This is a genomic window from Gemmiger gallinarum (genome assembly GCF_014982805.1).
In the GTDB taxonomy this organism is placed as follows: domain Bacteria; phylum Bacillota; class Clostridia; order Oscillospirales; family Ruminococcaceae; genus Gemmiger; species Gemmiger gallinarum.
The window spans coordinates 68,323-86,570 of record NZ_JADCKC010000003.1 but is presented as its reverse complement, the minus strand read 5'-3'; the positions used below and the strand labels follow the sequence as shown (position 1 = coordinate 86,570).

The 18,248-nt window shown below is 59.7% G+C and carries 14 protein-coding genes; 8 read left to right on the top strand and 6 right to left on the bottom strand.

All coding sequences use genetic code 11. The features are described 5' to 3' along the window. Positions 1–20 precede the first annotated feature (20 nt). Positions 21–2,807, bottom strand: a complete 2,787-nt coding sequence (locus tag INF35_RS09590; RefSeq protein ID WP_193501919.1) for a YfhO family protein — start codon at positions 2,805–2,807, stop codon at positions 21–23. 145 nt (positions 2,808–2,952) lie between these two features. Then, a complete protein-coding gene (gene spoIIP / locus INF35_RS09585; RefSeq protein WP_235983200.1) occupies positions 2,953–4,119 on the bottom strand; it encodes a stage II sporulation protein P in 1,167 nt (388 codons plus the stop codon). A 210-nt stretch (positions 4,120–4,329) separates the two neighbouring features. On the opposite strand from spoIIP, the gene rpsT reads away from it, so the two are divergent. Beyond that, positions 4,330–4,596 (top strand): 30S ribosomal protein S20, encoded by a 267-nt coding sequence (gene rpsT, locus INF35_RS09580; RefSeq protein WP_193501918.1) that lies wholly within the window; start codon positions 4,330–4,332, stop codon positions 4,594–4,596. Between the two features lie 198 nt (positions 4,597–4,794). On the opposite strand, the gene INF35_RS09575 is transcribed toward rpsT, so the two are convergent. After that, positions 4,795–6,186, bottom strand: coding sequence for a citrate synthase (locus INF35_RS09575; RefSeq protein ID WP_193501917.1), 1,392 nt, complete (start codon positions 6,184–6,186; stop codon positions 4,795–4,797). A 424-nt stretch (positions 6,187–6,610) separates the two neighbouring features. Between INF35_RS09575 and INF35_RS09570 the strand changes: the two genes are divergently transcribed. Next, positions 6,611–7,603, top strand: coding sequence for an isocitrate/isopropylmalate dehydrogenase family protein (locus tag INF35_RS09570; RefSeq protein ID WP_193501916.1), 993 nt, complete (start codon positions 6,611–6,613; stop codon positions 7,601–7,603). Positions 7,604–7,624: 21 nt separating this feature from the next. Further along, on the top strand, positions 7,625–9,865 hold the full coding sequence (locus tag INF35_RS09565) for a hydratase (protein ID WP_193501915.1): 2,241 nt from the start codon (positions 7,625–7,627) through the stop codon (positions 9,863–9,865). A gap of 165 nt (positions 9,866–10,030) precedes the next feature. Here the strand turns inward: INF35_RS09565 and INF35_RS09560 are convergent, their stop codons facing one another. After that, positions 10,031–10,468, bottom strand: coding sequence for a DUF523 domain-containing protein (locus INF35_RS09560; RefSeq protein ID WP_193501914.1), 438 nt, complete (start codon positions 10,466–10,468; stop codon positions 10,031–10,033). Positions 10,469–10,644: 176 nt separating this feature from the next. Here INF35_RS09560 and INF35_RS09555 point away from each other — a divergent pair, with 176 nt between their 5' ends. The 3 genes from INF35_RS09555 (at position 10,645) to INF35_RS09545 (ending at position 13,673) form a co-directional block, all read left to right on the top strand. Continuing rightward, a complete protein-coding gene (locus INF35_RS09555) occupies positions 10,645–10,947 on the top strand; it encodes a rhodanese-like domain-containing protein (RefSeq protein ID WP_193501913.1) in 303 nt (100 codons plus the stop codon). Between the two features lie 212 nt (positions 10,948–11,159). Continuing rightward, positions 11,160–12,320, top strand: coding sequence for an AI-2E family transporter (locus INF35_RS09550; RefSeq protein ID WP_193501911.1), 1,161 nt, complete (start codon positions 11,160–11,162; stop codon positions 12,318–12,320). Between the two features lie 135 nt (positions 12,321–12,455). Further along, the gene (locus tag INF35_RS09545) at positions 12,456–13,673 is read left to right on the top strand and encodes an AI-2E family transporter (RefSeq protein WP_193501909.1); all 1,218 of its coding nucleotides are present in this window, start codon (positions 12,456–12,458) and stop codon (positions 13,671–13,673) included. Positions 13,674–13,763: 90 nt separating this feature from the next. On the opposite strand, the gene INF35_RS09540 is transcribed toward INF35_RS09545, so the two are convergent. Both INF35_RS09540 and INF35_RS09535 read right to left on the bottom strand, forming a co-directional pair. Continuing rightward, positions 13,764–14,681: a SufB/SufD family protein gene (locus INF35_RS09540; protein ID WP_407925640.1), complete on the bottom strand. Its 918-nt coding sequence runs from the start codon at positions 14,679–14,681 to the stop codon at positions 13,764–13,766. Next, the gene (locus INF35_RS09535) at positions 14,681–15,421 is read right to left on the bottom strand and encodes an ABC transporter ATP-binding protein (RefSeq protein ID WP_193501906.1); all 741 of its coding nucleotides are present in this window, start codon (positions 15,419–15,421) and stop codon (positions 14,681–14,683) included. The genes INF35_RS09540 and INF35_RS09535 overlap by 1 nt, the downstream gene beginning before the upstream one ends. Before the next feature lie 700 nt (positions 15,422–16,121). Between INF35_RS09535 and asnB the strand changes: the two genes are divergently transcribed. Further along, positions 16,122–17,702, top strand: a complete 1,581-nt coding sequence (asnB, locus tag INF35_RS09530) for an asparagine synthase B (protein WP_193501904.1) — start codon at positions 16,122–16,124, stop codon at positions 17,700–17,702. 25 nt (positions 17,703–17,727) lie between these two features. Continuing rightward, positions 17,728–18,222: a GNAT family N-acetyltransferase gene (locus tag INF35_RS09525; RefSeq protein WP_328740678.1), complete on the top strand. Its 495-nt coding sequence runs from the start codon at positions 17,728–17,730 to the stop codon at positions 18,220–18,222. The last annotated feature ends 26 nt before the right edge of the window (positions 18,223–18,248 follow it).

The window sequence follows — 18,248 nt, the reverse complement described above, 5'->3', positions numbered from 1 at the left end:
ATTTCCACACGTCAAAGCGCTTATTTGGCGTTGACATTTGCAGGACTGCGGCGTCTGCGGTTCCACACTGCGATGCCCAAAAAGGCGACCACGCCCACACAGGACAGGGCAATGCCCACTTTCAGGCCCGGCGTCTCATAGTGCAGCTTGATGACGTGCTCCCCGGCATCCAGCTCCAGACCCAGGAAGGCGGTGTTGGTCCGCAGCAGTTCGGCCGGCTGGCCGTCCACGGTGGCGCTCCATCCGGTGGAATAGGGGATCTGGATGACCAGAACTTTCGGCTCGCTCACGGTGACGGTGCCGGTCAGCGAGTTGGTGCCCAGCACGGCGTTTTCCAGTGCTTCCTCGCTGAGGACGGCAGCCCGGTCGGCGACGGAGTCAAAGGTCTGGCATTCCACGTCGATGCGGTCAAAGGTGTAGTACCCTGCGTAGGGCAGCACCACGGTCAGGGTGGTCATGCCGGTCTCGGTATAGCCGAAGTTGTAGGCAAAGTCGTGGCGGCCGCAGTAGTACTGGTTGTTGCGCATGGCGTAGTCGATGCGGCCTTCTCCGATGTCGGACACAAGGCGCAGATAGACCTTTTCCTTGCACCAGAAATTGGAGTACTGCTTTTTGGTCGCCAGCCGGTCGGCGGGGGACATGGCGTTCAGCTCCTCCGCGCTCATGGCGTCCAGGGGATTGGTGGCAACGTAGTCCATGCCCTCCACAACAAGATAGGTCTCGCAGTCGGTGACCGGCTGTGGAATGGTAAAGGTGATGGTGCCGCCGTCCTGGGGAGAATAATAGGTGTTTTCGTCCACCATCTCGATGCCGTTCAGCGTGATTTCCGCCTCCGGGAAAACCACATCGCTCTGGGCGGCAGCAGCGGTCAAATGCTCGCCGTCGCCATCCTCCAGCACAACGCCGTTCAAAAGGGCATCCTGACGCTGGACCGGTGTCATGGCGTCATAGTCATTGCGGGAGATGCGGGCGGCGCTGGTGTAGCCGATGGGCAGGGCGTCGGATTTTTCGTAAGCGCCCACGTTGACGCCGGCCACATCCATGGCAAGGGCGGGCTCGGTGTCGTAGCCCTGGGGCAGGGTGGAGGTGGAGTCGGTGCCGCAGAGGAAATACTTGACGCCCAGCAGGGAATCCAGCACACTGCGGCCGTGCAGGCCCACGTAGTTGTATTCCTCCGGGGTATTGTAGCCCATCTCAGCCATCCACTGGGAGAGGTAGCCGTTGTTGAGGCTGAAGAAGTAGCTGACGCCGTGCAGGTCCATGAGCATGGCGCTGTTGACATAGACGTTCATGGAGGTATCGTACCGCCACAGACTGTCGTCGTCCAGCTGTTTGAGGAGGTTGGCGGGATTGTTGGCCACAGTGGCATCCCAGGCAAACCCGGCGGGCTCATATTCCACCAGGGTGGAGCTCTCATCGGCGCCGTACTGGTAGCCGATGTTGATGACGATGCCCAGACAGCATCCGACCAGCAGCACGGCCCGGGTGACGCCGCGGGAGGCTTTCTCTGCCGAGAGCACAAACACCGCAAGGAGCAGCATGAGCACACTGCCCAGCACCGTCCACTCGGTGCGGACATCCCGGTTCCAGAAGGCCAGCAGGCAGTAGACGGCCAGCAGCGCCCACAGGGTCAGCTTTTCCCGGCCGGACAGCTTTGTCATACCGGGGCAGACCCGGGCCAGGATAAAGGCTTCCAGCATGGCGAAGGCCCAGACCCAGCGGTTCTGCATATAGGAAAAGCCGTTGAGGATCTTGCCCGCCCAGGGCAGCATCATGAAGGCCAGCATCACCAGCCACGCCGCCTTGAGGACGGTGTTCTGCCGGCGCCGGGCAAACAGGATCATGACGGCCAGCACAGCCACGGCAGTGATGCCGCAGTAGGTGGAATACTCGTCCACCTTGCCGGCGGTGGTCAGGTTGGCAATGAGGTTCCAGTACATGGTGAAGGGGTAGCTGGTCACCTGTCGGTCCAGGGAGAACCGTGCACTGCCGAACATCTCAAAGACAGTGGGCAGCATGGTCACCGCGGCAATGGCGATGCCCACCAGACTGTATCCCACAAACTTGCCCAGCAGCGGCCACAGGGTGCGCAGCTGGCCGACACCGTACTTGCGGAAATACTTGACCACCGCGTACAGCACCAGCAGCAGGGCGATCATATAGAAGAACAGAAAGTTGGACAGTGCCGACAGGGCGATGGCCGCAATATACAGGGTGGGGCGGCGGCCCTCAAAGAGATAATCGGCCCCCAGAAGCACCAGGGGGAAGCAGTACATGGGGATGATGAACAAAGGTTCCGTCAGGGCCGTCTGGACGGTCCAGGCGCAGAAGGCATAGGCCACCGCACCCAGCAGGGTGCCGAAGCGGCTGTTGCCGTGGTGACGGCTGAAAGGCATGAAGGCCAGACCCGCCAGATAGATGCGCAGCAGCATCAGCCCTTCCAGAAGCTGCTCCCCGTACTGGCTGGGCACAAAGGCGGCCAGCAGATTGAGAGGGTCGCCCATGACATAATAGCTCAGGGTGGAGACGATGTCGCCGCCGTAGCCGATGCTCATATCCCAGGTGGGGATGGCGGCGCCGGACAGCAGGCAGCGGGCAGCCTCCCGCAGCCAGCGGCCGTAATAGACAAGGGCGGGGTAATGCTGCTTGATGGTATCGGCATACCAGATAAAGCTCTTGCCGTTCGCCGCAAAAATCCCGATCCAGACGCCGCACAGCACGGCAAAGACGGCGGTGAATGCCAGCCACAGGGCAATGCGGGGGTGTTTGCGGTTAAGGCGTCGGGGCAGGGTCAAGATGTCTCCCATAGTTGTTTACTCTCCTGTATGTTGCGCTGCCCGGCGGGCAGAAAATCGGCGCGCCCTTACCAAAGGAGACGCCCGGCAGCGTTTTTTCTCTCTTTTGACTCCTATATTATATGCGCTGCCCCAAAGGGATGCAAGCCTGCCCGTTTTACGCCGCCCCGAACAGGGATGCCAACGCCCGGGCGGCATATTCCCCGGCGCGAATGGCCTCCTCCAGCGTGTTGGCGTGGCCGCCAATCTCAATGAGCAGGCTGCCGGTGGTGACATCCTGATTGTAGAAGCGGTAACCGCACAGAACCGGCCGGGTCAGCCCGGGGTAGAGGGTTTCCATCTCGGTTTCCCAGGCGGCGGCAAAGCCCAGATTTTTCTCCCAGTCGGGCAGCACCACGGTGGAGCCGTTGTTGCAGCCTGCAATGATCATGACCTGGGCGGTGTCCTCCCCGTCGATTTGTGTCAGGGGCTTGATGCGGGTGCCGTCCTGCTCAATGGCGTCCCGGTGAACGTCCAGAATCACCTTGATGCTGGGATAACGCTCCAGATAGTCCCGCGCCGTCTGGGCGCTGCGGCCATAGCTCTCGGTATAGCTGGGGGAGTCGTGGAGCGTTTCGTCGTGGAGGGTGTTGATGCCTGCCTGGTTGAGTACATCGGTCATTGCGGCCCCCACCGCGCACATGTTCACCGAGGTATCCAGACTGCGGGCGGCAAAGTCCGGGTCATACCACAGGTCGTCCCAGGGCTGGTAGCATTCGGTGGCATGGGTGTGCAGAATCAGCACCTGAGGTTCTTCGCTGTTCAGTTCAATGGAGAAAGGCAGACCGGCCGCTGTGGCCTCTGCCAGAACGGAATCGTCGTTGGAGGTGCTGTTCTTGATGCTGCCCGCTTCCAGGGTGATGTATCCGTTCCCGCTGCCCTGGCGGTAGGTCTGCGACGCAATGTCCCCGGCATCGTCAGGGCGTTCGGGGACCGGGGTGGGGGAGGGCTCCGGAGAGGGTTCGGGGGAGGAGCCGCTCTCACTGCTGCCCGCCTCCGCCGAAGAGGCGGGCGACTCCGATGCCGGGAGCGCGGAGGGAGCAGGGGAGGGCGCAGCGGCGGAGGCTTCCGCGATGGAGGGCAGAGAGGCTGCCTTCCCGGCGGCCGGGAAAACGCTCTCCCTCAGGATTTCTGCCGCCCCGGCGGGCTCGGCCACAAATACGGCAGCGGCAGTCAGCCAGCCTCCGGGGGCCAGGTGCAGGGCTGCCGCCAGCATTGCCGCGCCGAAGCCCACGGACAGGCCTCCCAACAGCATGCGGCCCAGCAGCCGGTAGAAGTATTTCAAGGCACCGCGCCTCCCTTCCCGGAATTGAGGCGCATGCCGCGCCCCAAGGCCATATCTATGCGCAGCGGACCGCATTTAGGAGCGCCAAAAAGGCAAAAATGAAAATCCGACAAAAAAGTTTCGCCAAATTTGTAAAAAACCACTTGCAACATCGCGCCGATTATGCTAACATAGGTAATACTGTTATGGGGAACCAAGGAGGTGGAACGAATGCCTAACATTAAATCTCAGAAGGACCGCGTTGTCCAGGCCAAGAAAGAGGCTCTGCACAATAAGGCCATCAAGTCCAACCTGAAAACAGTGATCAAGAAGGCAGACGCTGCCATCGACAGCAACGCTGCGGACAAAGCCGCCGTCATCAAGGCCGCTGTCTCCGCCATTGACTCTGCCAAGAGCAAGGGTGTCATCCATAAGAACACCGCTGCCCGCAAGATCAGCCGCATGGCCAAGCGTAACAACAAGGCCTCCGCGCAGTAAATCTGCCGAAAACAGCAAAGAAACAATGCCCGCCTCTTTGAGGCGGGCATTTTTCGTCCCTTGCCCCCGGATTTGCCTTACTTGCGGGCCATCGCGCACCGACGGCCGGTTCCTTCCCGCGGAGACAAAGAGCATGAACAAAAAAGCCGGAGACAGGGAAGTTCCCCGTCTCCGGCAATTTTTTATGAGATATCCCGTTTATCCCACCGTCTCGTGGGGGGCGCGCTCGTCCAGCGTGATATAAGGCTGAGGATCGCCCAGATACTTGTAGGCGGGACGGATGATGCGGTTGGCAAACATGACTTCCTCCACCCGGTGGGCGCACCAGCCGGGCACACGGGCAATGGCAAACAGCGGGGTGTACAGATCCTCGCTCAGGCCCAGCATACGGTAGATCAGGCCGCTGAACAGGTCCACATTGGCACAGACCTTCTTGGGACCGTGATGTTCTTCCGCAAAGACCTGGGGGGCCAGGCGCTCGATGGCGCACAGCATGTTGTATTCCCGCTCAAAGCCCTTCTGGTAGGCCAGGTCCTTGGCGTGGCTCTTGAGGATCTGGGCGCGGGGGTCGCTCAGGGTGTAGACTGCATGACCGATGCCGTAGATGAGGCCGCTGCCGTCGCCGGCCTCCTTGCGCAGGATCTTGCGCAGGAATTCCCGGACCTCGTCGTCATCGGCGTTGACGCTGACATTTTTCAGGATATAGTCCAGCTGATGCATGACCTTGAGGTTTGCACCGCCGTGCTTGGGGCCTTTCAAAGCGCCGATGGCCGCCGAGATGGCCGCGTAGGTATCGGTGCCGGAGGAGGACAGCACCCGGCAGGTGAAGGTGGAGCAGTTGCCGCCGCCGTGGTCGGCGTGGACCAGCAGGCAGAGATCCAGCAGCCGGGCCTCCTCGTGAGTGAACTTCTGGTCGGGGCGATAGGTGGAGAGGATATGCTCCGCCGTGCTCTGACCGGCGATGGGCAGATGGAAGTACATGCTTTCCCGGTCGTAGACGCGGCGCTTGATCTGATAGGCGTTGACCATCATGGTGGGCAGCTCGGCAATGAGGTTGATGCTCTGGCGCAGGATGTTGGCCAGGGAGCGGTCCTCGGCCTGCTCGTCGTAGCTGTACATGGCCAGCACGCTGCGGGACATCTTGTTCATGATGTTGGGCGACGGCGAGTTCATGATCATATCGTCGGCAAAGCCCCGGGGCAGTTCCCGGTGATCGTCCAGCAGCTTGCAGAAACGCTGCAGCAGCTTGCGGTCGGGCAGACTGCCGAAGAGAAGCAGCCAGACCGTCTCTTCAAACATGAAGCGGTCGTGGGTGTCCGCCTCCTGGACCAGCGTGTCGATGTCGATGCCGCGGTAGATCAGGCGGCCTGGGATGGGCACGATCTTGCCGTCGGGCTGGGTATCGTAGCCCACAACGTTGGAGACGTTGGTCAGACCGGCCAGCACGCCGGTGCCGTCGGCATTGCGCAGGCCGCGCTTGACGCCCAGCCGCTCACAGTCCGAAGGATCGATGTAGTTGTTCTGGAGGTATTCGTCGCACAGCAACCGGATGTCGTCCGGCTCCAGTGCCGCTACAGCAGGATAGTACATGGCAAACTTCCCCTTTCCCTCTGGCAGAACGGCAGATACCAGTATTCTGCCGGGATTCGGACGGTCCGCATGGCCCCGGCAGACCGGTCTGACTGCGCACACAGTCAACCCGGCGCCGCTCTGTGTCTGCCGGTGCAAAAGACAGCCTCTTTTCAGGTGCCCCGCATACACCGGTTCTTTTAATTTTATAGGAGTGAACCGTTAAAGTCAAGCTTTGACTTAAAACAAAGTAAAAAAAATGGAAATCGGCTTAAAAAAGTAAAGAAAAGATGCTGCGATATAGAGCTCTAAACCGAAAAAGCACTTGATTGACAAGCTCTTGCCAAGCCGATATACTTAAAACGATATCGTCTGTCATGTAGGCAGGCCGGATACTGCCGGGCGGGAACAGCGCCCGGAAATAGGAAAGGGGCAGAATATACGAATGAAGGCAGTTCTGATTCCGGGCGACGGCATTGGCCGTGAGATCGCCCAAAGTGTTAAAGCGGTTTCCAAGGCACTGGATACCGGCATTGAATGGCTGGAGTACGAGGCAGGCGCCGAGTATGCGGCCGCCCACGGCGAGCTGCTTCAGCCCGGCCTTCTCGATGAGATCGAGCGCTGCGGCTGGGCGCTGAAAGGCCCGACGGCCACTCCCATCGGCAAGGGATTCCGCAGCATCAATGTGCAGCTGCGTCAGCGCTTTTCCACCTATGCCAACCTGCGGCCGGTGAGCTCTCTGCCCGGCGTGCCCACCCGGTTTGACAATGTGGACCTGGTCATCGTGCGGGAAAACACCGAGGACCTGTACAAGGGCATCGAGTATATGCTGGACGACAACACCGCCAACGGCATCAAGCTCATCACCCGCAGCGCCAGCCTGCGCATCTGCCGCTTTGCCTTCGACTATGCCCGCCGCCACGGCCGCAAGAAGGTCACCGCCGTCCACAAGGCCAACATCATGAAACTGACCGACGGCCTTTTCCTCAGCTGCTTCCGGGAGGTGGCCGCCGAGTATCCCGAGATTGAAGCCAACGATGTTATCATCGATGCCCTGTGCATGAAGCTGGTCCAGCGCCCCGAACAGTTCGACGTTCTGGTGGCGCCCAACCTGTACGGCGACATCATCAGCGACCTGTGCGCCGGTCTGGTGGGCGGCCTGGGCTTTGCCCCTTCCGCCAACATCGGCGACAAGGTTCGCATCTATGAGGCGGTGCACGGTTCCGCCCCCGACATTGCGGGCAAGAATATGGCCAACCCCTCCGCCATCCTCATGGCCTTTGCCATGATGCTGCGCGATCTGGATCATGGGGATGCCGCCGACCGCCTGACCAATGCCATCCACAGCCTGGTGCAGGAGGGGACCACCGTCACCGCCGACATCGGCGGCACTGCCACCACCACCGAGTTCACCGACGCGCTCATTGCCCGCCTGTGATCCCAAAGGAGGAAACCAACATTGAAACTGCATGATAAAGGCGTCTACCTTGTGGACGGCAAGCTGTGCGATACCGCGCCGGTCTCTCAGGAGGAGGCCAGCCGGGGCACCATGGCCTACAGCATCCTCAAGGCACACAACACCTCTTCCGACATGAAGAACCTGCGCCTCAAGTTTGACTCGATGACCAGCCACGATATCACCTATGTGGGCATCATCCAGACGGCGCGGGCCTCGGGCATGGACAAGTTCCCCCTGCCCTACGTGATGACCAACTGCCACAACACCCTCTGCGCGGTGGGCGGCACCATCAACGAGGACGACCACCAGTTCGCCCTCTCGGCGGCCCACAAATACGGCGGCATCTATGTGCCGCCCAGCATGGCCGTCATCCACAGCTACAACCGGGAGATGATGTCCGGCTGCGGCCGCATGATCCTGGGTTCCGACTCCCACACCCGCTACGGCGCTCTAGGCACCATGGCAGTGGGCGAGGGCGGCGGCGAGCTGGCCAAGCAGCTGGTGGGCCGCACCTATGATATGGCCTACCCCGGGGTGGTGGCCATCTACCTGACCGGCAAGCCCAATCCGGGCGTCGGCCCCCAGGACGTGGCCCTGGCCCTGGTGGGCGCCACCTATGCCAACGGCTACGTCAAGAACAAGGTCATGGAATTTGTGGGTCCCGGCGTGGCAGGCCTCTCCGCCGATTTCCGCAACGGCATCGACGTCATGACCACCGAGACCACCTGCTGGTCCAGCATCTGGGAGACCGACGAGGTCACCAAGGAATACTTTGAGATCCACGGCCGTCCCGAGGCCTATAAAGAGCTCAAGCCCGCCCCTGTGGCCTATTACGACGGCTGCATCGAGCTGGACCTTTCCACTATCGAGTGCATGATCGCCCTGCCCATGCATCCCAGCTATGCCTATCCCATCCGGGAGCTCAAGGCCAACGCCAAAGACATTCTGCATGAGATCGAGACCCGCGCCAACGAGCAGCTCTCCGGCAAGGTGCATATGGATCTGGTGAGCAAGATCGCCGCCGACGGCACCATCCGTGTGGATCAGGGCATTGTGGCAGGCTGCAGCGGCGGCACGTTTGAAAATGTCTGCGCCGTGGCACAGATCCTCAAGGGCAAGAACTGCGGGGCAGGGGAGTTCCGCATCAGCGTCTATCCCGACAGCATGCCCACCTATCTGGAACTGGTCAAAAACGGTGCTGTGGCCGATATCGTCTCGGCAGGCGGCATCTTCCGCGAGTGCTTCTGCGGACCCTGCTTCGGCGCGGGCGACACCCCGGCCAACGGAGAGTTCTCCATCCGTCACACCACCCGCAACTTCCCCAACCGGGAAGGCTCCAAGCCCGGCGAGGGCCAGATTTCGGCGGTGGCCCTCATGGATGCCCGTTCCATCGCGGCCACTGCGGCCAACGGCGGCGTGCTCACCGCGGCCAGCGAGGTGCTGAACGAGCAGCTGCCCACCCCGGAGTATCACTTCGACATGGGCGTGTATGAAAAGCGCGTTTACAACGGCTGGGGCCATCCCGAGCCGAAGCATGAGCTCAAGTTCGGCCCCAACATCAAGGATTGGCCGGAGCAGCCTTCTCTTAGCGAGGACCTGCTGCTCAAGGTGGTCAGCTATATCACCGACCCCGTCACCACCACCGACGAGCTGATTCCCTCGGGCGAGACTTCGTCCTTCCGCTCCAACCCCCTGCGCCTGGCAGAGTTCACCCTCTCCCGCAAGGACCCCGGCTATGTGGGTCGTGCCAAGGCGGTCAAGGCTCTGGATGAGGAGCGCAAGGCCGGTACCGTCCCCGCCGAGGTCCAGGCTGTCTACGATGCCCTGGCCAAGGCAGGCGTCCAGGCCGACACCCAGGCCACCAATGTGGGCTCTGCGGTGTTTGCCAACAAGCCCGGCGACGGCTCTGCCCGTGAGCAGGCTGCCAGCTGCCAGCGCGTGCTGGGCGGCGCGGCAAACTTTGCCCGGGAGTATGCCACCAAGCGGTATCGCTCCAACTGCATCAACTGGGGCATGCTGCCCTTCCTGGTGGAGGACCCCTCGGTCTTTGCCCTGGGCGATTACGTCTTTGTGCCCGGCGCCCGCAAGGCTCTGCTGGATGCAGCCCCCGAGATGACCGCCTACGCTGTGGCGGCAGACGGCAAGGTCACGCCCTTCACCGTGCGCCTGGGCGACATGACCAGCGACGAGCGCCAGATTCTGGCCGACGGCTGCCTCATCAACTACTACAAGAACAACTGATTTTTCCGATACAGACCAGCAAAAGGTCCCCGGCAAACTATGCCGGGGACCTTTTTGTGTGCAGAAATGCGGAAAGATAAAAATAAGCTGCTGAAGCAATCCAACCTCGGGGAACGCGCAGAATGCCCGCCCCAGGGCAAAACTGCAGCGGGGGAGGGGAAAAATTCATCCCAGCAGCGGGCCGCAGTCCTTCTCGGTATACACCGGAATGCCCTTTTCCTTGAGCAGCTGGGCAGTCACGCCGTCCCCGTCGATTTTGACATGGGAGAAGCTGCCGTCGTAGATGGTGCCGCTGCCGCAGCTGGGGCTGTTTGCCTTGAGCAGGGCTGCCTCGCAACCGCACAGGCGATACAGCCGCAGGGCAGCCTCGGCACCCTTGCGGTACTGGGCGGTCACATCGGTGCCGGCCTCGGTGACCACCCGCCCGGCCCGGCGCTCGGCAGGGGGACGGGGCGTGGAAAGCCCGCCGTATATCTCAGGACAGACCGGGATCAGGATATGCCCGGCCCGGCGCAAGGCCTCCAGCAGATCGGCACAGAGATTGTTGCCGCCGGAATATTTGCAGTCGATGCCCAGCAGACAGGCGCTGACAAGCAGTTTCATAGATGGCCTCCAGTGATTGAGGTGGTGCACTGCATCCAATATAGCAGGATTTTGGGGGAAAGAAAAGTCCTGCGGCAAGTTGGCATCATATCCCTAAGGCGGGATGCATACAATGAAAGAAGACGCTCCGAATCCGCGGAGACGCCGCAACCGCACAGCAACAGGAGGGGAGAACCATGCCCATCATTCAGCCCAGCGAAGCAAAGCAGCTTTTGGAAAACGGTGCAGAGGCTATTGATGTTCGTCAGCCGCAGGAGTTTGCTTCCGGCCACCTGCCCGGTGCGACCAACCTGCCGTTGGACCAGCTGGCGGATATTGCATCGGTCATGTTTCCCAACAAGGAGTACGGATTGGTGGTTTACTGTGCCAGCGGTGCGCGGTCGGCCAGGGCGGTACAGTGGCTCAAAAGCCACGGCTGGCGCAACGTGTGGGATATGGGCAGTCTTGCGGCGTGGCCCTACGGCATTGAACATGCATAACGTTCTGTCCCTTGCGGCACCCGGCGGAATATATTACAATAGAGCTGTACCGGGAACACGCCCGGATACGATCGTGTAAATTTTCCGTACCGGCATGATTTTTGAAAATCAGGCGGGGAATTTTATCTGCCGGAATCGTATACACTAACAGAACCTTGCCGGAGGAGTACCCGGCCCTGCTGCCATGCGCGGCGGAAAAACGGAGGAACGGAATGAAAAAATGGTTGAGCCGGAAACCGGAAATGGTTTCGGACTGGCTTTTTCTGATAGTAGCCGGCGTGGCGGCCTACTTTTTGTTTGATCATTTGCCGGATATCTGGAACGGCGTCGGCCGTGTGCTGGATATTCTGTCTCCCTTTGCGGGGGCGATTGTTCTGGCCTACCTGCTGGATATGCCAACACGCTTTTTTGCCCAAAAGCTGTTCGGAGGCAAACGCATCCCGGCCATGATCTTGTCCTATGCAGTGGCGATCCTGGCCATTGTAGTGCTGGTCAGTCTGGTGGTGCCCCAGCTGGGTGCCAGCATTCGGATGTTCAGCACCAATCTGCCCGCCTATGCCGACAATCTGCAGGGAATTCTCGATATGCTTCAGGACAAGTTTGGCCTGAACCTCTCCATAGCCAATGAATTTCTGGACGATTCCAGCGAGATGATCTCCCGTGTGCTCAGTGCTCTGGTCAGCACCATGCCCACGGTAGCCAATTATGCGGCCAATGCCATGGGCAGCGTTGTCACCGTGTTCACTGCGGTGGCGGGCAGCATCTATATGCTGGCCAGCAAAGAAAAGCTTCTGCACAGCCTGCGTGCGGCATTGCGCGCGGCTGTCCCGCCGCATGTGGCCAAGAGCGTGCTGGGCGTTTTCTCCATGGCAAACAAGACCTTCAGCGGTTATATCGGCGGCCAGATGATCGATGCCCTTCTGGTAGGCATTGAGACTTTTGTTCTCATGTCCATTCTGGGGCTGAACTTTGCACCGCTCATCAGTGTGCTGGTGGGAGTGACCAATATTATCCCGATTTTCGGACCCTTTATCGGTGCGGTGCCCGGCACCCTGATCCTACTCTTTGCCGATCCCATCCAGGCGGTGGAGTTTGTGATCCTGATTCTGGTGGTACAGCAGATCGACGGCAACTTTATTGCCCCCCGCATTGTAGGCGATGCCATCGGTTTGTCCGGCCTGTGGGTGCTGATGGCCATTATTCTGGGCGGCGACCTGTTCGGACTGCCCGGCATGGTGATCGGAGTACCGCTTTTCGGCGTGCTGTATGCATTGACCCGTCAGTTGGTGGCGGCCGGTCTGACCGGACGGGGCATTGACGCAGAGGGAAACCCTTTGCCAAAAGATCCGCCCTTGCCGAAGAACAAAAACTGACCCAAAGGTAACAAAAAGTTTACTTGCAGAGAATGGGTAAGCCTACTACAATGATAGTGTATCAAGTGAAATCAATCCGGAATATGGGCCTGTGGCCCGGAAAGTATGCGCTTTGCGCAAAGAGGCAGAACACAGATGGCGGGAAAGGTATGGTTGGATAAAAAGCCGGAGACAAACCGGGACTGGCTGGCAATTATCTGTGCAGGTATCCTGTTTTATACAGTGCTGCGCAGTCTGAATGCTTTGGCAGGGGCCGCGGGGCAGGTCATGGCGGTGCTGTCGCCTTTTGCGGGCGGCATCGCACTGGCCTATATTCTGGACCCGTTTGTCCGCTGGATGTCCCATTCTATCCTGAAGGACAGAAAAAACCTCCGGTGGATTGCCATTCTGTGTGCCTATATACTGTTTATTCTTCTGCTGGTGCTGCTGGTCTGGCTCATTGTTCCCCAGGTGGCAGCCAGCATTGGAACGCTGGTTGCCAGCCTTCCCGGATACATTGAAAATGTGCAGCAGACCCTTTTGTATGTGGAGGAAGCCTATGGCATCAATCTGCAGGGACTGATCCTTGCACTGGATAATTACGAGCAGCTGATTGGCCGTGCCTACACCATGGCCCTGGAAGCCACGCCTGAAATCGTCGCATACCTTCAGGCGGTGGTTTCCAACGTGGTTGGAGTATTTACCGCGGTGGCGGGAAGCGTTTACATGCTGGCCGGCAAGGAAAAGCTGCTGCGCCAGCTGCGCACAGTGGTTCACGCGGTTCTGCCCCAGAATCTGGCGGAGAACACCCTGCGTATCTGCCGCATTGCCAATGAAAACTTTACCGGCTTTTATGTCGGCCGCGTCATTGATTCTGCCATTGTGGGCGGAATTCTGTTTGTGATTTTGCAGATCCTGGGCATCAGCTTTGCGCCGCTCATCAGTGTACTGGTGGGAGTGACCAATGTGATCCCCTTCTTCGGGCCGTTTATCGGTGCCATTCCCAGCCTGCTGATCCTGCTGTTTGTCAGTCCGCTGCAGGCTTTGGAATTCCTCATCATCATTGTCTGCCTGCAGCAGGTGGACGGCAACTTCATCGGGCCCAAGATCCTCGGCCGCTCCATCGGTATTTCGGCACTGTGGGTGCTGTTTGCCGTGGTGCTGGGGGCCAATCTGTTTGGACTTGTGGGCATGGTCATGGGTGTGCCGCTCTTTGCCACGCTGTACGGACTGGCCGGAGAACTGATTCAGTGGTGTTTGGACCGCCGCGGCATCGACTCGGAGGGAGTTCGTATCGTCAGGGAAGAGGACGACCTGGAGGCCGTGCACATCCATGGGGATGAGGATGCGGGCCAAAACAGCGAAGAAGCCTGACACCCACGGCGTGGCCGGACAAAAATCATACAAATAAAAGACAGCCCCTGCGGAAATCTTTCCCGCGGGGGCTGTCTGCATCTGTGTATCTTATTTCAGGAATCCGTTGACGATCTGCTCCTCAGCCTGCTGTTCGGTCAGGCCCAGGGTCATGAGCTTGATCAGCTGTTCACCGGCAATCTTGCCGATGGCAGCCTCATGGATCAGGCTGGCGTCCACGCTGTTGGCGGTCAGCTGAGGGCTGGCCAGGACGCAGGCATCGTCCATGATGATGGCGTCGCATTCGCTGTGGCCGGCGCAGGCACAGTTGCCGTTGATGCGGCTGATGAACTCCTGACGGCTGTGATCCTTGGCCACGCTGCGGCTGATGATGTTGGCGGAGGAACCCTCGCCGTTCATGTCCACCACAAAGTCGGTGACGGCATTCTGCTCTCCGGTGGTCATGATCTTTTCCCGGACCACCAGACTGGCGCCTGCGGCCAGGTCGCCGCTGGTCTTGCGGATGGTGTCGTCGATGCCGGCAATCTGGGTGGTCTCCATCTCCATCTGGGCACCTTCCTCCAGGTGGACGATGGTGGTGGGGTTCATGACCCGCTTGCTGGTCTCGTCGCCCTCACCGTAGTGCTTTTCCACATAGCGGAGGCGTGCATTTTTGGCCAGGTAGAAGGTGTGGATGCCGTCGTGCTGAGAGTCGCCGCCGCAGTTGTGGATGCCGCAGCCCGCAATGATGGTAACGTCGGCGCCTTCGCCGATGTGGAAGTCGTTGTAGACCAGGTCTTTCAGCCCGGCCTTGCTGATGATGACCGGGATGTGAACGCTCTCGTTCTTGGTACCGGGCTTGATGTAGATGTCAATGCCGGGCTTGTCGGTCTTGGTGACGATGTCGATGTTTGCCGTGGTGTGACGGCCGTCCAGCTGGCCGTTGGCACGGATGTTGTAGGCGCCGACGGGCAGGCTGTCCAGCTCGGCGACTTCTTTCAGCAGATTCTTTTCAATGGCGTCCAACATTAGGCACGCACCCCCTCTACTTTGTCGGCCAGGACGCTGCAGGCAGCGGAACCGGCGTCGGCGCTGCCCAGAATGGCGGGCAGAATCTCGTCGCGGGTGCCGATCTTGTCAATGCCGCCGTTTTTGACAACGACGATCTTGTCTGCAATGTTCAGAATGCGCTCCTGGTGGCTGATGATCAAAATGCTGCCGCGGGTCTGCTCATACATGTTTTCAAACACGCGGATGAGATTCTGGAAGCTCCACAGGTCGATGCCTGCCTCCGGCTCGTCAAAGACGGAAAGCTTGGAGCCGCGGGCCAGAACCATGGCGATCTCGATGCGCTTGAGCTCGCCGCCGGACAGGCTGTCGTTCAGCTCACGGTCCACATAGTCCCGGGCGCAGAGGCCGACCTCGCTCAGGTAGCTGCAGGCCTCGGTGACCGAGGTGTTCTTGCCGGCGGCCAGGCTCAGAAGATCCTTGACCTGCAGACCCTTGAAGCGCACCGGCTGCTGGAAGGCATAGCTGATGCCCAGATTGGCACGGTCAGTGATGCTCAGATCGGTGATGTCCTGCCCGTCCAACAGAATACGGCCGGATGTGGGCTTGTAAATACCCGCAATGACCTTGGCCAGCGTGGACTTGCCGCCGCCGTTGGGGCCGGTCACGGCGACAAAACGCTCGCTGACTGTCAGGCTGATGTCGTGCAGAATCTCCTTGTTATCGTCGGTTTCGAAACCGATGTGCTGAAGTTCAAGCATAATCTCCCTCCGAAACAATGATAAATGCCGTTTGTGACAGCATGGAAACGGCAATATGCAAATTCAGTATGCCACGAAACCCATTCGAAGAAACGGCGGGGAAAGCCCTGACGGCTTTTTCGTGGCACCGACATTATAGCACGGGAGACGACAAAGTACAAGTATTCATATTAAAAAAGTAGGAAATAATTTTTCCCCGTGCCCTCTCTGTGCCGCATGGGGCAACTGCTTTGCGGACGGATGCGGCCCGGGGCAAGAAAATCCGGACTGTGAAAAGAAAAACCATCTTGACAGCAGCGCTTTAGAGTGCTAATATTTTAGCAATCAAAGGCAATGAACGGGAAAAGTACCGTCAAACAGGCCGCCGCACAGAGAGCCCGACAACTGCTGCAAGCCGGGACGGAGCCTTGACGGGAAAGAACACCCGCCAGCTGCAAACGGAACCCGCGCAGGTTTTGCGCGGCAGTATGGGCGCCGCAGGCCGTGCGTTAGAGCGGCAGCGTTTCAAAGGTGAACGTAAAATCGAGGGGATCGTGCGGCCAAACCGCGCGATAATTTAGGTGGCACCGCGGATCAGTCAGACAGTGATTCGTCCTAATTACAAGAGGGACGAATGGCTGTCTGTTTTTATATCCGTCTCTCCGGAATTTGGTGGGCCCGGCGCAGAACCGGGCTGAGAATGGGAAGGAGAGCCGCCAATATGTGTTGTATCATGGGGTATGCCGGACGAGATCTGTCCAGGGAACAATTTCAGTCCTATCTTCTGCGCACCGCCTCCCGGGGGCCGGACGATCACCGCGTCGTCGAGACCGAGTTCGGCCTTCTGGGGTTCGGGCGTCTGGCCATCATGGGCCTGACGGAGGAGGGCATGCAGCCCTTTTTCCGGGGGGCCGACTGCGTGGCCTGCAATGGTGAGCTGTACGGGTTCCGCCCGGTGAAAAAAGGGCTGGAAGCCGAGGGCTACACCTTTGCCTCCGACTCCGACTGCGAGATCATCCTGCCGCTGTATTACAAGTACGGCCTGGAGATGTTCTCCCACCTGGATGCCGAGTTTGCCATGATCCTGTACGACAGCCGCCGCAAGTGGCTCATTGCCGCCCGGGACCCCATCGGCATCCGCCCGCTGTTCTACGGTTACAGCGAGTCCGGCGCCATTGCCTTTGCCTCGGAGGCAAAGAACCTGGTAGGGCTGGTCAAAAAGGTGTATCCGTTCCCCATCGGCAGCTATTACTGCAACGGCCGGTTTGTGCGCTACTGTGACATTGCGGACACCCCCGCCTACAACCGGGATTCCATGCCCGAAATTCTGACCAGCATCCGGGAAAAGCTGGTGGCCGGCGTGGACAAGCGCCTGGACGCCGACGCCCCGGTGGGCTTTCTGCTTTCGGGCGGCCTGGACTCCAGCCTGGTCTGTGCCATTGCGGCCAAAAAGCTGAACAAACCCATCCGCACCTTTGCCATCGGCATGAACACCGACGCCATTGACCTGAAATATGCCCGTCAGACGGCGGAGTATCTGGGGGCCGACCACACTGAGGTCATCATTGACCGGGACAAGGTCATTGCTTCCCTGGAGGAGGTTGTGGCCATGCTGGGCACCTGGGACATCACCACCATCCGCGCCTCGGTGGGCATGTATCTGGTCTGCAAGTATATCCACGAGCATACCGACATCCGGGTGCTGCTCACCGGTGAGATCTCCGATGAGCTGTTCGGCTACAAATATACCGACTTCGCCCCCAGCGCCGCCGCCTTCCAGGCCGAGAGCCAGAAGCGCATCCGGGAGCTGTTCATGTACGACGTGCTGCGCGCCGACCGCTCCATCAGCGTCAACAGTCTGGAAGCCCGTGTGCCTTTCGGCGATCTGGATTTTGTGCGCTATGTCATGTCCATCGACCCGGCCCGCAAGCTCAACACCTACGGCAAGGGCAAGTATCTGCTGCGCAAGGCCTTTGAAGGTGACTGGCTGCCCGAAAACATCCTCTGGCGCGAGAAAGCTGCCTTCTCCGACGCAGTGGGGCACTCCATGGTGGATGACATCAAGGAATATGCGGACACCCTTTACACCGATCAGGAATTTGCGGAAAAGTGCGGCCGCTACACCTATGCCCGTCCCTTTACCAAAGAAAGCCTGCTTTACCGCGAGCTGTTTGAAAAGTACTATCCCGGTCAGGCCGAGATGATCGTGGATTACTGGATGCCCAACCGTGCATGGCCCGGCTGTGATGTGGATGACCCGTCCGCCCGCGTGCTGAAAAACTACGGCGATTCGGGCAAATAATCCGAGAAAAAAGAGAGGAAATCGCGTGGAAATCCGCAAAGCAACAACAGAGGACCTGCCGCAGCTCATGGAAATTTTTGCCCGGGCGCGGCGCTTCATGGCACAGACCGGTAACCCCACCCAGTGGAAGCCCGATTACCCGGGCCGGGCTCTGATAGAGCAGCAGATCGCCCGGGGCGTCTGCCATGTCTGCACCGAACAGGGCAGGGTGGAGGGGACCTTCTGCCTGATTTTCGGCCCCGACCCCACCTATGCGGTGATTGAGGAGGGGGCCTGGCTGGATGATGCCCCCTATGCCACCATCCATCGCCTGGCTTCGGCGGGGCGGGTACATGGCATTGCAGAAACCTGTATCCGGTGGTGTGCCGGGCAGAGTCATACCCTGCGGGCAGACACCCACGCCGACAACCAGGTGATGCAGCATCTTCTGGAGAAAAACGGATTTATCCGCTGCGGCATCATTCATGTGGCGGACGGCAGTCCCCGTCTGGCCTACTGGCGGGGAGAACCATCCCCCTGAATACAATCCAAAAAGCCCCCTCCGGG

What these genes read in the sequence shown, in the direction of transcription:
- INF35_RS09590 (WP_193501919.1), bottom strand. Translation starts at nt 2,807, where the DNA reads ATGGGAGACATCTTGACCCTGCCCCGACGCCTTAACCGCAAACACCCC.
- rpsT (WP_193501918.1), top strand. Translation starts at nt 4,330, where the DNA reads ATGCCTAACATTAAATCTCAGAAGGACCGCGTTGTCCAGGCCAAGAAA.
- INF35_RS09575 (WP_193501917.1), bottom strand. Translation starts at nt 6,186, where the DNA reads ATGTACTATCCTGCTGTAGCGGCACTGGAGCCGGACGACATCCGGTTG.
- INF35_RS09570 (WP_193501916.1), top strand. Translation starts at nt 6,611, where the DNA reads ATGAAGGCAGTTCTGATTCCGGGCGACGGCATTGGCCGTGAGATCGCC.
- INF35_RS09560 (WP_193501914.1), bottom strand. Translation starts at nt 10,468, where the DNA reads ATGAAACTGCTTGTCAGCGCCTGTCTGCTGGGCATCGACTGCAAATAT.
- INF35_RS09555 (WP_193501913.1), top strand. Translation starts at nt 10,645, where the DNA reads ATGCCCATCATTCAGCCCAGCGAAGCAAAGCAGCTTTTGGAAAACGGT.
- INF35_RS09550 (WP_193501911.1), top strand. Translation starts at nt 11,160, where the DNA reads ATGAAAAAATGGTTGAGCCGGAAACCGGAAATGGTTTCGGACTGGCTT.
- INF35_RS09545 (WP_193501909.1), top strand. Translation starts at nt 12,456, where the DNA reads ATGGCGGGAAAGGTATGGTTGGATAAAAAGCCGGAGACAAACCGGGAC.
- INF35_RS09540 (WP_407925640.1), bottom strand. Translation starts at nt 14,681, where the DNA reads ATGTTGGACGCCATTGAAAAGAATCTGCTGAAAGAAGTCGCCGAGCTG.
- INF35_RS09535 (WP_193501906.1), bottom strand. Translation starts at nt 15,421, where the DNA reads ATGCTTGAACTTCAGCACATCGGTTTCGAAACCGACGATAACAAGGAG.
- asnB (WP_193501904.1), top strand. Translation starts at nt 16,122, where the DNA reads ATGTGTTGTATCATGGGGTATGCCGGACGAGATCTGTCCAGGGAACAA.